This window comes from Streptomyces sp. NPDC005281 (assembly GCF_040607495.1).
Taxonomy (GTDB): Bacteria; Actinomycetota; Actinomycetes; order Streptomycetales; family Streptomycetaceae; genus Streptomyces.
In genome coordinates this window covers 191,131-205,178 of sequence record NZ_JBEXGX010000001.1, presented here as the reverse complement: position 1 = coordinate 205,178, position 14,048 = coordinate 191,131, and the positions used below count along the sequence as shown (strand labels likewise).

11 protein-coding genes are annotated in these 14,048 nt (G+C 70.8%); 7 read left to right on the top strand and 4 right to left on the bottom strand.

Translation table 11 applies throughout. The features are described 5' to 3' along the window. Nucleotides 1–50: 50 nt before the first annotated feature. Entirely contained in the window at nt 51–527 is a 477-nt protein-coding gene (locus ABZV42_RS00855; RefSeq protein ID WP_355982119.1) for a GNAT family N-acetyltransferase, read from the bottom strand. Between the two features lie 116 nt (nt 528–643). Between ABZV42_RS00855 and ABZV42_RS00850 the strand changes: the two genes are divergently transcribed. After that, nucleotides 644–1,447 carry an exodeoxyribonuclease III gene (locus ABZV42_RS00850; protein ID WP_355982121.1) on the top strand — a complete coding sequence of 268 codons (804 nt, stop codon included), beginning with the start codon at nt 644–646 and terminating at the stop codon, nt 1,445–1,447. A 10-nt stretch (nt 1,448–1,457) separates the two neighbouring features. Here ABZV42_RS00850 and ABZV42_RS00845 read toward each other — a convergent pair whose 3' ends face one another. Next, nucleotides 1,458–2,147 carry a MerR family transcriptional regulator gene (locus ABZV42_RS00845; protein WP_355982325.1) on the bottom strand — a complete coding sequence of 230 codons (690 nt, stop codon included), beginning with the start codon at nt 2,145–2,147 and terminating at the stop codon, nt 1,458–1,460. Nucleotides 2,148–2,533: 386 nt separating this feature from the next. On the opposite strand from ABZV42_RS00845, the gene ABZV42_RS00840 reads away from it, so the two are divergent. The 4 genes from ABZV42_RS00840 (at nt 2,534) to ABZV42_RS00825 (ending at nt 6,458) form a co-directional block, all read left to right on the top strand. Then, nucleotides 2,534–4,090, top strand: coding sequence for an NAD(P)/FAD-dependent oxidoreductase (locus ABZV42_RS00840; RefSeq protein WP_355982123.1), 1,557 nt, complete (start codon nt 2,534–2,536; stop codon nt 4,088–4,090). Next, complete coding sequence (locus ABZV42_RS00835) at nt 4,087–5,109, top strand: alpha/beta hydrolase (RefSeq protein ID WP_355982125.1); 1,023 nt, start codon at nt 4,087–4,089, stop codon at nt 5,107–5,109. Before ABZV42_RS00840 ends, ABZV42_RS00835 begins: the two co-directional genes overlap by 4 nt. Then, entirely contained in the window at nt 5,106–5,990 is an 885-nt protein-coding gene (locus ABZV42_RS00830) for an SDR family oxidoreductase (RefSeq protein ID WP_355982127.1), read from the top strand. Before ABZV42_RS00835 ends, ABZV42_RS00830 begins: the two co-directional genes overlap by 4 nt. Nucleotides 5,991–6,191: 201 nt before the next feature. Beyond that, complete coding sequence (locus tag ABZV42_RS00825; RefSeq protein ID WP_355982129.1) at nt 6,192–6,458, top strand: hypothetical protein; 267 nt, start codon at nt 6,192–6,194, stop codon at nt 6,456–6,458. Nucleotides 6,459–6,666: 208 nt separating this feature from the next. Here the strand turns inward: ABZV42_RS00825 and ABZV42_RS00820 are convergent, their stop codons facing one another. Then, the gene (locus ABZV42_RS00820; protein ID WP_356050569.1) at nt 6,667–10,173 is read right to left on the bottom strand and encodes a S41 family peptidase; all 3,507 of its coding nucleotides are present in this window, start codon (nt 10,171–10,173) and stop codon (nt 6,667–6,669) included. A gap of 349 nt (nt 10,174–10,522) precedes the next feature. Between ABZV42_RS00820 and ABZV42_RS00815 the strand changes: the two genes are divergently transcribed. Further along, nucleotides 10,523–11,113: a TetR/AcrR family transcriptional regulator gene (locus ABZV42_RS00815; RefSeq protein ID WP_355982133.1), complete on the top strand. Its 591-nt coding sequence runs from the start codon at nt 10,523–10,525 to the stop codon at nt 11,111–11,113. Between the two features lie 176 nt (nt 11,114–11,289). After that, nucleotides 11,290–13,506 (top strand): MMPL family transporter, encoded by a 2,217-nt coding sequence (locus ABZV42_RS00810; protein ID WP_355982135.1) that lies wholly within the window; start codon nt 11,290–11,292, stop codon nt 13,504–13,506. 134 nt (nt 13,507–13,640) lie between these two features. Here the strand turns inward: ABZV42_RS00810 and ABZV42_RS00805 are convergent, their stop codons facing one another. Then, a complete protein-coding gene (locus ABZV42_RS00805) occupies nt 13,641–13,997 on the bottom strand; it encodes an SsgA family sporulation/cell division regulator (protein ID WP_355982137.1) in 357 nt (118 codons plus the stop codon). Nucleotides 13,998–14,048: the final 51 nt, after the last annotated feature.

Genomic DNA, 14,048 nt, shown 5'->3' with positions numbered 1-14,048 from the left:
TCCAGGCGCTCGGTCGTCGGGGCGGTGCCGGATGAACACCGCCCCGATGACTAGAGGGCTTTGGCGTAGCAGAGGCTCAGTTCGTGAAAGCGGTAGTAGCCGAATTTGGTGCACGGCTCATAGCCGCTCGACGCGTAGAGGGCGACCGCCTCGGGCTGCTTGGCGCCCGTCTCCAGGACCATGCGGGCGCGGCCGGCCGTGCGGGCGTCCTCTTCAAGCGCGGCCAGGATGCGCCGGGCGAGGCCGAGACCGCGGGCTTCGGGGGTCACGTACATGCGCTTGAGCTCGGCGTCTCCGTCCGAGTAGCCCTCGTCGTTCTCGTCCTGGGTGCGCCAGCCGCCGGTGGCCACCGGGCGGTCACCCTCGTCGTACGCGATCAGATAGAGGCCGAGCGGCGGGACGAACATCCGCGCGTCGAGATGCGTGGCGTCGCCGCCGTCGCCGTAGCGCACGGCGTATTCGGCCTGAACCTGGTCGTTGAGCTTCACGGCGTCGGGGTGGTCGAAGGTGACCGGACGGAAATGCATGCGTATTACCGTACATCTATGCGATAGCTGAAAGGGTGGGCGGGAAATGCCCGTGTCCGGCCGCGCCGACGGAGATCGAGTTCTGTGCGGCCGTACGGATTAAGTATCGTGCCCGGGTGCTGACTGTGACCTCTGTGAATGTGAACGGGCTCCGGGCCGCCGCGAAGAAGGGTTTCGTGGAGTGGCTCGCCGAGACCTCCGCTGACGTGCTGTGCCTCCAGGAGGTACGGGCTGAGCCCGGGCAGCTCCCCGAGGAGGTGCGCGCGCCCGGCGGATGGCACGTCGTCCACGCCCCCGCCGCCGCCAAGGGCCGCGCGGGTGTGTCCCTTTACACACGCCGCGAGCCCGACCGTGTTCGGATCGGCTTCGGGTCCGAGGAGTTCGACTCCACCGGGCGCTACGTCGAGGCGGACCTGCCCGGTGTCACCGTCGCGAGCCTCTATCTGCCCTCGGGCGAGGTCGGCACCGTGCGCCAGGACGAGAAGGTCCGGTTCATGGGCGAGTTCCTCACCTATCTGAAGGGGCTGAGGGAGCGGGCCGCCGCCGACGGGCGCGAGGTCGTCGTCTGCGGCGACTGGAACATCGCCCACCAGGAGGCCGACCTCAAGAACTGGCGCGCCAACAAGAAGAACTCCGGCTTCCTGCCCGAGGAACGGGAGTGGCTCGGCCGCGTCCTCGACCCGGACGACGGCGGATACACCGACGTCGTGCGCGCCCTGCACCCGGACACCGAGGGACCGTACACGTGGTGGTCGTACCGGGGGCGGGCCTTCGAGAACAACTCAGGTTGGAGGATCGACCTTCAGGTCGCCACGCCCGGGCTCGCGGGCAAGGCGGTCAAGGGGTTCGTGGAGCGCGCGGCGACCCACGAGGAGCGGTGGTCCGACCACGCGCCCGTCACGGTGGTCTACGAGCTCTGAGCGGACTTCGTCACGCCCCTGGTGCGGGGCGCCCCCGCTCCTCCCGGTGATCCCGTGGGTCCCGCTCCTCCCGAGGTTCCCGGTGATCCCGCAGCCGCCGGTCCATCGCCATCGACAGTTCCGCCTCCACCACGCTCTTCGCCAGGGGGCGCAGGCGCTGGAGGTCCTCGGGGGTGCGGTCCTCGGTGAGGACCAGGGTGGTGAAGAGTTCGGCCAGGGCCTCCGTGTGCTCGCGTACGCGGCGGGCCGCCGTCAGGACGTCCGCGAGCGGGATGCCCTCGCGGACCAGGGCGGCCGACACGTCGAGCAGACGGCGGCTGACGTGCACGATCTCGCCGCCGTCCGTGCCGAGATAACCGAGGTCGAGCGCCGCGGCGAGGTTCTCGCCGGTCGCCTGGCCCGCGAAGACGTCGGCCAGTTCCTCGGGGGAGAGGCGGACCGGGGTCTCCTCGGTGGGCTCGCCGAGGCCGAGCAGTTCGCCGACGTCGCGGCCGTGGTCGAAGGCCTCGGCGAGTTCCGCGATGCCGTTCAGGGTGTGGCCGCGTTCCAGCAGCGCCGAGATCGTGCGCAGCCGGGCCAGGTGGGTGTCGTCGTACCAGGCGATGCGGCCCTCGCGGCGGGGCGGCGGTATGAGCTTGCGCTCCCGGTAGAAGCGCAGGGTGCGCACGGTGATGCCGGCCTCCTCGGCCAGTTCCTCCATGCGGTACTCGCGGTGGCCGGTGTCCGGGGCGGAGCGGGTGGTGCCGGTGGGCGCCTTGGGGCGGACATTGCCGGTGGGTGGTGTGGGGAGGGTGGTGCCCGTGGGGGACTTGGGGCCGGCGGTGCCGGTGGGTGGTGTGGGGTCCGGCTCCGAGGCCGTGCCCGCCGGCGCGTCCGGCCGGCGCCTGCCGGACCTCCGCGTCGCCGTGCCCCCTGCTCGCGTCTCCGCGCCGCGCTTTCCTGATCCCTCGGCCACGTCCGCACCCTACGTCGTACCCCCGGTAACTTTCCCGGTCGCGACCCCTACCCATGAGTACGAAGCTGCTCTACCCTCCCGATTGTGCCAGTGTTCACTGGCGGGATCGGGCGGGCCAGGGAGGCGTCGGGATGACCGAGCACGAGCATGTACGGGTGGCGGTGATCGGATCCGGGTTCGGCGGGCTGGGCGCCGCCGTACGGCTTCGACGCGAGGGGATCACCGACTTCGTGGTCCTGGAACGGGCCGCAGGCGTCGGCGGCACCTGGCGCGACAACAGTTATCCCGGGTGCGCCTGCGACGTCCCCTCGCACCTGTACTCGTTCTCGTTCGCGCCCAACCCCGAATGGCCCCGCACCTTCTCCGGGCAGGAGCACATCCGCGCGTACCTGGAGCACGTGGCGGACGTCTTCGGGCTGCGTCCTCATCTGCGGTTCGACTCCGAGGTCAAGATGATGACCTGGGACACGGGCAGGCTCCACTGGCGCATCGAGACGAGTTCCGGGTTCCTGACCGCGGACGTCGTGGTGTCCGCGACCGGGCCGCTCTCCGACCCCAAGATCCCCTCGATCCCGGGGATCGACACCTTCCCCGGCAAGGTGTTCCACTCGGCCCGCTGGGACCACGACTATGATCTCCGCGGCAAGCGCGTCGCCATGATCGGCACCGGAGCCTCCGCCATCCAGATCGTGCCCGCGATCCAGCCGGACGTCGCCCGGCTGACCCTCTTCCAGCGGACCCCGCCGTGGGTGATGCCCCGGGTCGACCGCGCCGTCACCGGTGCCGAACGCTGGCTGCACCGGCGGCTGCCCTTCACGGCCCAGGCCAGGCGGGGACTGCTCTGGGGCATACGGGAACTCCAGGTACAGGCGTTCACCAAGCGGCCGAACGAGCTCGGCCTGGTCGAGCGGCTGGCCAAGCGGAACATCGCGCGCGCCGTCAAGGACCCGGAACTGCGCGGGAAGCTGACGCCCGACTACCGGATCGGCTGCAAGCGGATCCTGCTGTCGAACGCCTACTACCCGGCGCTCACCCGGCCGAACGTGGACGTGGTGGCCTCCGGGCTCGCCGGGATCGAGGGCTCCACGCTGATCGCCGCCGACGGCACGAGGACCGAAGCCGACGCGATCGTGTTCGGCACCGGCTTCCATGTCACCGACATGCCGATCGCCGACCGGGTCGTCGGCGCGGACGGCAGGACGCTCGCGCAGGCGTGGGAGACCGGCATGAAGTCGCTGCGCGGTGCCACGGCGGCCGGCTTCCCCAACTGGATGACGATCATCGGGCCGAACACCGGCCTCGGGAACTCCTCGATGATCCTGATGATCGAGTCCCAGCTGAACTACATGGCGGACTTCGTACGGCAGCTGGACGTTCTCGGGAGACGCGTGGCGCTCGACGCCCGCGCCGGCGCCGTGGACGCCTGGAACCACCGGGTCCAGGAACGCATGAAGCGCACGGTGTGGAACACCGGTGGCTGCACCAGCTGGTACCTGGACGCCAACGGTGTGAACACGACCGTGTGGCCCGGCACGACGACCGAGTTCCGGAGCGCGACGCGCCACGTCGACCTGGCGGAGTACGACGTGCTGCGCGCGACGGAACCCGCACCCGGAGAAGCGCCGGGAGCCGAGCCTGAGCCGCGTACGAGGAGCACCCGCAAGAAGAAGGTGGAGGCAGAGGCGTGAGCCGACTGACGTACGAGGCACACGAGGCGTACGCGCCTCCCGTGCCGGCGCGGGAACTGATCGCGCACTCCGCGGACGGCGCGCGACTGCACGTCGAGGTGCACGGTCCCGAGGACGCGCCCCCCGTCGTCCTCGCGCACGGCTGGACCTGCTCGACCGCCTTCTGGGCGGCCCAGATCCGGGACCTCGCCGCCGACCACCGGGTCATCGCGTACGACCAGCGCGGGCACGGACGCAGTCCCGCGAGCGACGCGTACAGCACCGAGGCGCTCGCCGACGACCTGGAGGCGGTGCTCGCGGCCACCCTCGCGCCGGGCGAGAAGGCCGTGCTCGCGGGCCACTCCATGGGCGGTATGACGCTGATGGCGGCCTCGGCGCGGCCACGGTTCCAGGAGCACGCGGCGGCGGCTCTGCTGTGCAGCACGGGCAGCACGCGCCTGGTCGAGGAGGCGCGGGTGCTGCCCTGGCGCGCCGGACGGCTCAGGACGCGTCTCACCGGCGCCGTGCTCGGCTCGCGGGCGCCGCTCGGGCCCGTCACGCCCGTCGCCCGGCGGATCCTCAAGTACGCGACCATGGGCCCCGGTTCGTCCCCCGCCATGGTGGAGGCGTGCGCCCGGATCGTGCACGCCTGTCCGCGTGCCGTGCGCCACGCCTGGTCGGCCGTGCTCGCCACACTCGATCTCGAAGCGGGTGTAAGGGAGTTGAAGGTGCCGACGGCGGTGATCGCGGGCGGCGTGGACCGGCTGACCCCGGTCGTGCACGCGCGCGCCCTCGTGGCGACGCTGCCGAACTGTGTCGGCAGTGTCGAGTTGCCGGGGCTCGGGCACATGACTCCGGTGGAGGCGCCGGACCTGGTGACCGCCCGGATCCGGGAACTCGTCCGCGAATACGCGGGCTCCGCCGGGGCGCGGAACCCCGCGGACGGCGCCGAGATCCTCGTAGGGACCGCGGAAGAGGGCGCTAATACCGCAGTTGTCGCAGAGATCGCAGAGATCGCAGAGATCAAGGAGGGCGCATGAGCAGGGTGAGCCTGGAAGGGCAGGTCGCCGTCGTCACGGGGGCCGCACGCGGTGTCGGCGAGCTCCTCGCGCGCAAGCTCTCCGCGCGCGGGGCGAAGGTCGCGCTGGTCGGGCTGGAGGCCGACGAGCTGAAGCGGGTCTCGGAGCGGCTGCGCGGCGAGAGCGACCACTGGTACGCCGACGTCACCGACCACGAGGCGATGGCGCGCGTGGCCGAGGAGGTCAAGGAGCGGTTCGGCAAGGTGGACATCGTCGTCGCGAACGCCGGTGTCGCGAGCGGCGGGCCCTTCATGGACTCCGACCCGGTCGCCTGGCGGCGGGTGATCGAGGTGAACCTGATCGGATCGGCGGTCACCGCGCGGGCGTTCCTGCCCGCGCTGACGGAGAGCCGTGGCTATCTGCTCCAGATCGCGTCGCTGGCCGCGATAACCCCGGCCCCCATGATGTCGGCGTACTGCGCCTCCAAGTCCGGTGTGGAGGCGTACGCGCACTGTCTGCGCGCGGAGGTCGGCCACCGGGGCGTTCGCGTCGGCGTCGGCTATCTGTCCTGGACCGACACCGACATGGTGCGGGGCGCCGATCAGGACGATGTGATGCGGGAGTTGCGGCAGCGGCTGCCGTGGCCGTCCAACAAGACGTATCCGCTGGGGCCGGCCGTCGACCGGATCGTGGCCGGGATCGAGCGCCGCTCCAGCCATGTGTACGCGCAGTGGTGGCTGCGCGGGATGCAGGGGATCCGGGGGTATCTGCCGGGCGTCATCGGGTCGGTCGGGCAGCGCGAGATGCGGCGGTTCGAACCGCGTCTCGGCGGTGTGCGGACGGGGCTGGTCGGGGCCGGCGGGGCGGCCGACGAGCAGGAGCGGAAGCCGGCGGCTCCATGAGGCGGCGGGAGGTGGCGGGAGGTGCCCCGGGCTGTTCCGAGGGTGCTCCCCGACCCGTCCCACCGGCGTGTCTCACGGTGAGTGACTGACCGAAATGCGTGCTCTGTTCCTGCGTGTCAGTCTGGTCGAGGCCCGGACAACCTCCCTTGTTCGTAAGGGAGGTCGAGGGCCGAATCCCTCACCGCAACAGGAGTGAATCCCATGAGCATGCAGGACCAGTTCAAGGACAAGGCCGAGCGGATGAAGCAGCAGCAGGGCAAGAAGAAGACGCGTCCCGAGGGCCGCCAGGACGAGGCACCCCGCCACGCCCCGGCCGGCCGCCAGGACCAGGCGCCCCGTCGCGCCCCGGCCGGCCGTCAGGACGAGACGTCCCGTCGTGCCCCGGCCGGCCGCGACAGCGAGATGCCGGACCCGGAGCGTGCTCAGCGGGAGGCCCAGGACCGCTTCGACCAGGACTACGACGCCTGATCGACGCACCTGCTCGGCATGAATGGGGCGCCCTCTTCATGGAGGGCGCCCCATCCTTGTGTCCGCGTCCTGTTGGTGCTGCCTGTGCCTGGTGCTGCGCCTGTGCCTGGGTCCGTGTCTGTGTCCGCGTCCGTGTCCGCGCCGTCGTGTCCGCGCCGTCGTGCCCGTGTCGTCGTGCCCGTGTCGTCGTGTTCGTGTCCGGCGGGGGTCAGTTCGCTCTCGGGGGGAGCTTCGGCCTTCTTCTGTCGGGCACGTCCGAGTGGTCCGGCGGGGAGGCGGCGGGGCGGGTGCGGAGCAGATCGAGGGAGAGCTGGACGGCGTCGTCCAGCTGGGCGTGGCGGCCCTCCGCCCAGTCGAGCGGGGTGCGCAGGATCTCCAGGTCCGGGGTGACGCCGTGGTTCTCGACGGACCAGCCGTACGCGTCGAACCAGGCGGCGTTCATGGGCACGGTGATGACCGTGCCGTCGCCGAGGCGGTGGCGGCCGGTCATGCCGACGACACCGCCCCAGGTGCGCTGCCCCACGACCGGGCCCAGTTCGAGCAGTTTGAAGGCGGCGGTGATCATGTCGCCGTCGGACGACGTCGCCTCGTCGGCCAGCGCCACCACGGGACCGCGCGGGGCGTTGGAGGCGTACGACACCGGCTGGGCGTCGCGGGTGAGATCCCAGCCCAGGATCGTGCGGGTCAGCTTCTCGACGACCAGTTCGCTGATGTGGCCGCCCGCGTTGCCCCGCACGTCGACGATGAGGGCGGGGCGCGACACCTCCATCCGCAGGTCGCGGTTGAACTGGGCCCAGCCGGAGCCGCCCATGTCCGGGATGTGTAGATAGCCGCAGTGTCCGCCGCTCAACTCCCGTACTACCTGGCGGCGTTTGGCCACCCAGTCCTGGTAGCGCAGCGGGCGTTCGTCGATCAGCGGGACCACGGCCACCCGGCGCGAGCGGCCCTCGCCCCCGGCCGGGGTGAAGGTCAGCTCCACCGTCGTGCCGCCCGCGCCCGCGAGCAGCGGATAGGGGCCGGTGACCGGGTCCACCGGGCGCCCGTCGACATGGGTCAGGACCGCGCCCTCGCGGATGCCGGTGCCGGCGAGCGGTGAGCGCGCCTTGGAGTCGGACGAGTCGCCGGGAAGGATCCGCTTGAGCGTCCAACAGCCGTCACGGCATACGAGGTTGGCGCCGAGCAGGCCCTGCCAGCGCTGGTAGTGGGGCGGGCCCTCGTTGCGGCGGGCCGGGCTCACGTACGCGTGGGAGGTGCCCAGTTCGCCGAGTAGCTCGCGCAGCAGGTCAGCGAACTCGTCGGGGGAGGAGACCCGTTCGACCAGGGGGCGGTACTGATCCAGGATCGCGGCCCAGTCGATGCCGCACATGTCCGGGTCCCAGTAGTAGGCGCGGATGATGCGTCCGGCCTCCGCGTACGCCTGGTGCCATTCGGCGGGCGGGTCCACCTCGTGCAGGATGCGGCGCAGGTCGATCCAGACGGTGGAGTCGCTGTCGCCGGACTCGGTGGACGGCACGGCACGCAGGTCGCCCTCGTCGACGACGACCAGCCGGGAACCGTCGCCGCTCACGGCGAACCAGTCCAGGTGGTCGACGAGTTCGGACTTCTTCGCCTTGGTGATGTTGAAGAACTCCAGGGTCGGACGGCCGGTCGTGTCGTCCGGGTTGGCGAACGTCTCGCCGAGCGCGCCGGAGATCGGCCAGCGCAGCCAGACCAGGCCGCCGCCCGAGACCGGGCGCAGCGCCGAGTACTTGGAGGCGGTGACCGGGAAGGGCGTCACCCGGCTCTCCAGGCCTTCGAGTTCGACGGTCGTCGTACTGCCGTCGCCGGGCCCCTCCTCGACCGGGTCGAGGCCACCGGCCGCGGGCCGCCCGTCCGGGTTCAGCGCGAACGGGGAGGGGGTGGCGGAGGACAGCGGGACGAGGTAGGGGCGGCAGCCGAGGGGGAAGGACAGGTCCCCGGTGTGCACGTCGTACACCGGGTCGAAGCCGCGCCAGGAGAGGAAGGCGAGATAGCGGCCGTCCCGGGTGAACACCGGATTCTCGTCCTCGAAGCGGCCGTTGGTGACGTCGACGATCAGCCGGTCCTTTATGCGCGCCATCTTGATCTGCCGCAGGGAGCGCCCGATCCCGGGGTGCGACCACGTCAGCCAGGCGCCGTCGGGGGAGAAGGCGAGGTCCGTCACCGGGCCGTTGATGGACTGGATGAGCTCGGTGACCTCGCCCGGCTCCGTCCGCGCGGCGTCGGCGGCCTCCGCCTCCGTGCCGTTCCCGCCCTCGCCCCCGTCCCCATTCCCGTCTCCGTCGGCGTCCCCGTCCCCATTCCCGGATCCGGGCTCGGACTGCGAGGTACCGCCGGACTCGGCATCCCCGTCGACGTCGTCGGACTCCTCGGACTCCTCGGACTCCTCGGGCCCGCCCGGCTCGTCGAGTCCGGCGAGTTCGAGCTCGGCCGCCTCGCCCGGCTCCTCCGTGGCGTCGAGCAGCAGCAGCCGTCCGTCGTTGGAGGCGATGGCGAGACGTTCGCCCTGTGGATCCGCCACCAGTTCCTGTACGCGGCCGAGCCGCCCGGAGGCGAGTCGGCGCGGCTCGCGGGCGCCGGTCGCGCGCGGCAGGTAGGCGATCTCGACGGCGTCCTCGCCGTCAGCGTCGGTGACGTAGGCGATCTGGCCGCCCGAGCCGAGCATCTCCGGAAGCCGGACCCGTACGCCCGGGGTGTCCGCGATGGTGCGGGCGGGGCCGTCGCGATGGGTGAGCCAGTACAGGCTGCCGCGTACGACGACGGCGCCGGCCCGGCCCGTCTCGTCCACGGAGATGCTGTCCACGTGCTGGGCGGCCGGCACCGGGTACGTACGCCGTCCCGCGCGCGGACCGCCCAGCTCGACGCCGAGGCGGCGGGGGACCGACTCGGGGGACAGGTTGTCGACGATCCACAGGTCGCCCGCGCACTGGTAGACGACCCGGGTGCCGTCCGAGGAGGCGTGCCGGGCGTAGAAGGCGTCGTGGTCGGTGTGACGGCGCAGGTCGGAGCCGTCGTACGAACACGAGTAGAGGTTCCCGATGCCCTCGTGGTCGGAGAGGAAGGCGATCCGGCCGCCGGCGAACATCGGGCAGGCGAGATGACCGCCGAGCTCGGCGACCAGTTGCCGGCCGTGCAGCCAGATGCGGCCCATGGCTCCGCCCCGGTAGCGCTTCCAGGCGGCCGGTTCGTGCGGTGGGGTGCCCGTGAGCAGCAGGGTCTTCCGCTCGCCGTCGACGTCGGCGACGCCGATGTCCGAGACCGGGCCCCAGGGCTGTTTGCGGCCGGGGTCGCCGTCGGTGGGGACGGAGTAGGCCCAGGTGAAATAGGAGAACGGCTGGCCGTGCGAGGCGACCGCGAGGATGTCGCCCTCGGGGGACCAGCCGCACACCTGGGTGTCGGCGCTGCCCCAGTAGGTGAGCCTGCGGCCCGGTCCGCCGTCCACCGGCGTCAGATGGATCTCCGGGACGAGGCTCCGCCAGCTCGTGTACGCGATCTGCCGGCCGTCGGGGGAGAAGCGGGGGTGGCCGGCCTTGGTCCGGTCGACGGTGAGCCGCCAGGCGCGTCCGCGGCCGTCGAGCGGGGCCAGCCACAGGTCGTCCTCGGTGACGAAGCACAGCCGGTCGCCGCTCAGATGCGGGAAGCGCAGATAGCCCGGGGAGTTCTCGTCGGTCGTCGCGTTCTCGTACTCGTGGCTCACCTCCCCATGCTTTTCCGCTGGAGTGACCCCGGCAACTCGTGGAACCGGGGGCGCGTTGTGGGACACGGGCGCGGGCGGGGATACGGGAGGTGCGTGTGGGGCGCGCTCAGGAACGTACGCGCCCCACCCGGGACCCCGGCCCACCCGACCCGGGACCCTCGGCCGCACCCGAACCTCGCCCCACTCGGGACCCAGGCCCCACGACTCGTGACCCCGGCCCCACCCGACCTCGCCCCACCCCACTCGGCGTGACCCAGCACACGTACGAAACGGTTTCGTTTCGCTGGTGTCGCGGGGTATCTTCAGGACATACGAATCCGTGTCGTTCGAAGCGGGAGAGGTGAGTGGGATGGCTGAAGCCGCAACGGTGCGACGCAGTCGGATCACACCCGAGCGTGAGGCCGAGCTCTACACGGCCGTGCTCGGCCTGCTTCGGGAGGTCGGCTACGACGCCCTCACGATGGACGCCGTCGCGGCCCGAACCCGTTCCAGCAAGGCCACCCTCTACCGCCAGTGGGGCGGCAAGGCCGAGCTCGTCGTGAAAGCGCTGCGGCACCAGAAGCCGCTGAAGTTCTCCGACATGGACACCGGGAGCCTGCGGGGCGACTTCCACGCACTGGCCCTGCGCCAGGACGACTGCCAGATGGAGCAGGACTCCGCGCTGATGCGGGGCCTGGCCATGGCGGCACACGGGAATCCGGATCTGCTGAAGGCGTTCCGCGAATGGCTGATCGAGCCCGAGCTCGAAGAACTGCGCCGGGTGCTCCAGCGCGGTGTCGACCGAGGTGAGATCCGTGCGGACAACCCGGCGATCGAGTACGTGATGCACATGCTCATCGGCGCCTTCGCCGCCCGCACCATGATCGACGAACTCCCGCCGACGCAGGCCTTCCTGCATTCGTATGTCGACGCCGTGGTCCTCCCCGCGCTCGGCGCCTGACGTCCCACTCCTACCCCTGCTCCACCCCGACGGATCTCCGTAGTCGCACCCGACGCGCGGATCTCCGTATTCGCACCTGACGCGCCGCTCACGTCGTCGGGCTGATCACCCCTGCCCCCACTCGGGTGGTCACACCAGCCCCTGCCCTTCCACGACCTGACCGGGAGTACGCCCTCGTGGCCACGTTCCTCTACAAACTCGGCCGACTCGCCTTCCGGCGACGGCATTTCGCCGCCCTGATATGGGTGGCGCTCCTGACCCTCGCCGGTGTCGGCGCCGCCTCCGCGCCCGTGGCGGGATCGTCCTCCTTCTCGATCCCCGGCACCGAGGCGCAGAAGGCCTTCGACCTGCTGGAGAGCCGCTTCCCCGGAATGAGCGCCGACGGGGCGACCGCACGGGTCGTCTTCAAGGCGCCCACCGGCGAGAAGATGGCGGACAAGGACAACAAGGCGACGGTCGAGCAGGCCGTCAAGGTGCTCGGCACCGGTTCCGAGGTCACCTCCGTCACCGATCCGTTCAAGGCGCACGCCGTGAGCAAGGACGGTTCGACCGCCTATGCCTCGGTGAAGTACAAGGTTTCCGGCATGGAGCTGAAGGACGCCTCGAAGGACGCCCTGAAGGCGGCCGCGCAGGACGCGCGGCACTCGGGACTGACCGTCGAGGTCGGCGGTGACGCGCTCCAGGCGACGCCCGAGACCGGATCCAGCGAGATCATCGGTATCGCGATAGCCGCGGTCGTCCTCGTCATCACCTTCGGTTCCCTGATCTCGGCCGGACTGCCGCTGCTGACCGCGCTGATCGGCGTCGGCATCGGCGTCTCGACGATCACCGCCCTCGCCAGCGCGCTCGACCTCGGCTCCACCACCTCCACCCTCGCGATGATGATCGGCCTCGCGGTCGGCATCGACTACGCCCTGTTCATCGTCTCCCGCTACCGGGCCGAGCTGGCCGAGGGCCGAGAACGCGAGGAGGCGGCCGGACGGGCCGTCGGCACGGCGGGCTCGGCCGTGGTCTTCGCGGGGCTGACCGTGGTGATCGCGCTGGTCGGGCTGTCGGTCGTCAACATCCCGATGCTGACGAAGATGGGTGTCGCCGCCGCGGGCACGGTCGCCATCGCCGTCCTCATCGCGCTGACGCTGATCCCCGCGCTGCTCGGATACGCGGGCCGCAGGGTCCTTCCAGCCGGCCGGAAGAGCAGGCTCTTCGGCGGTGGCCGCGCCGCCAAGAAGGCGGGCAAGCCCAACATGGGCACCCGCTGGGCGAGTTTCGTCGTCCGCCGCCCGCTCGCCGTGCTGCTGCTCGGCGTGGTCGGCCTCGGCGCGGCGGCGGTCCCGGCGGCCTCGCTCCAGCTGGGCCTGCCCGACGACGGCTCGCAGCCGACGTCCACCACCCAGCGCCGTGCCTACGACCTGCTCTCCGACGGCTTCGGGCCCGGCTTCAACGGCCCGCTGATGGTTGTCGTCGACGCGAAGGCGAGCGACGCTCCCAAGGCGGCGTTCAGCAAGGTGCACGACGAGATCAAGGACCTCAAGGGTGTCGTGAGCGTGAGCCCGGCGGCCCCCAACAAGGCCGGTGACACCGCGATGATCACGGTGATCGCCGACTCCAAGCCGTCCTCCGTGACGACCGAGAACCTCGTCCACACGATCCGTGGCGCGGGCGCCGGCATCAAGGCCGACACGGACGCGACGGTGCTCGTCACCGGCTCCACGGCCATGAACATCGACTTCTCGCAGAAGCTCAACGACGCGCTGATCCCGTATCTCGCGCTCGTGGTCGGCCTCGCGTTCCTGCTGCTGATCGTGGTGTTCCGCTCGATCCTCGTCCCGCTGAAGGCGGCGCTCGGCTTCCTGCTCAGCGTGATGGCGGCCCTCGGCGCGGTCGTCGCGGTGTTCCAGTGGGGCTGGCTGTCCGGACTGATGGGCGTCGAGCAGACCGGCCCGATCATGTCGATGATGCCGATCTTCATGGTGGGCGTCGTCTTCGGTCTGGCCATGGACTACGAGGTCTTCCTCGTGACGCGCATGCGGGAGGCGTACGTCCACGGCGAGAAGCCCGGCCAGGCGATCGTGACCGGGTTCAAGCACGGCGCGCGGGTCGTCACGGCGGCCGCGGTCATCATGATCGCCGTGTTCTCCGGGTTCATCGGCTCCAGCGAATCGATGATCAAGATGATCGGCTTCGGTCTCGCCATCGCCGTCTTCTTCGACGCGTTCGTCGTACGGATGGCACTCGTCCCGGCGGTGCTCGCGCTGCTCGGCAAGCGGGCCTGGTGGCTGCCGAAGTGGCTGGACCGCGTACTGCCGAACGTCGATGTCGAGGGCGAGGGGCTGCGCGCGCTCGACGAGAAGTCGCGCGAAGGGGACCACGACCGGAAACTGGTCGGCGTCTGATCCGCGTCTGAGCGGAGTTCGAGCGGATGCGGATCGGCGCGGAATCTTCCGCCGGTCCGCATCCGGTCTTCCGTCGGTCCGCGTCCGGTCTTCGGCCGGTCCGCGCCCGGTCCTCAGCCGGTCTTCGGCTTGGTTCAGTGAGCCACAGGGGTGGCGGCCATGTACGTACGACGGAGGAAGCGCATCAGCGCCTTCGTGTCGAGCTGCACGACCGCCACTCCTTGCGTCGAGTGGAACTCCAGGACGGCCTGGACGCGGCCGCACGGCCAGATGCGTATGTCGCCGCTGTTCACGGGGACGCGCAGGCCCCGCTCCAGCAGTTCGCGGTCGAAGGTCCATTCATGGGGGCCGGGCAGCGTGATGCACACCTGGCGGGGGTCCTCCTCCGGGTCGTACCGGAGGGCCACCGGGACGGCGCGGTGTTCGTCGTCGGCGGAGTCGGCGGTGTCCGTGACGATATGAGCGCGTGCGTACTGTTCGACAGCGTGCATAAACCGACTCCTTACACTGCGTCACCTATGTGGAGGATGTGAATCCCGTCA

Excerpts from the sequence above, each read along its gene's own strand:
- ABZV42_RS00825 (WP_355982129.1), top strand. The coding sequence starts at position 6,192 with ATGAGCATGCAGGACCAGTTCAAGGACAAGGCCGAGCGGATGAAGCAG.
- ABZV42_RS00840 (WP_355982123.1), top strand. The coding sequence starts at position 2,534 with ATGACCGAGCACGAGCATGTACGGGTGGCGGTGATCGGATCCGGGTTC.
- ABZV42_RS00815 (WP_355982133.1), top strand. The coding sequence starts at position 10,523 with ATGGCTGAAGCCGCAACGGTGCGACGCAGTCGGATCACACCCGAGCGT.
- ABZV42_RS00830 (WP_355982127.1), top strand. The coding sequence starts at position 5,106 with ATGAGCAGGGTGAGCCTGGAAGGGCAGGTCGCCGTCGTCACGGGGGCC.
- ABZV42_RS00845 (WP_355982325.1), bottom strand. The coding sequence starts at position 2,147 with ATGGAGGAACTGGCCGAGGAGGCCGGCATCACCGTGCGCACCCTGCGC.
- ABZV42_RS00855 (WP_355982119.1), bottom strand. The coding sequence starts at position 527 with ATGCATTTCCGTCCGGTCACCTTCGACCACCCCGACGCCGTGAAGCTC.
- ABZV42_RS00805 (WP_355982137.1), bottom strand. The coding sequence starts at position 13,997 with ATGCACGCTGTCGAACAGTACGCACGCGCTCATATCGTCACGGACACC.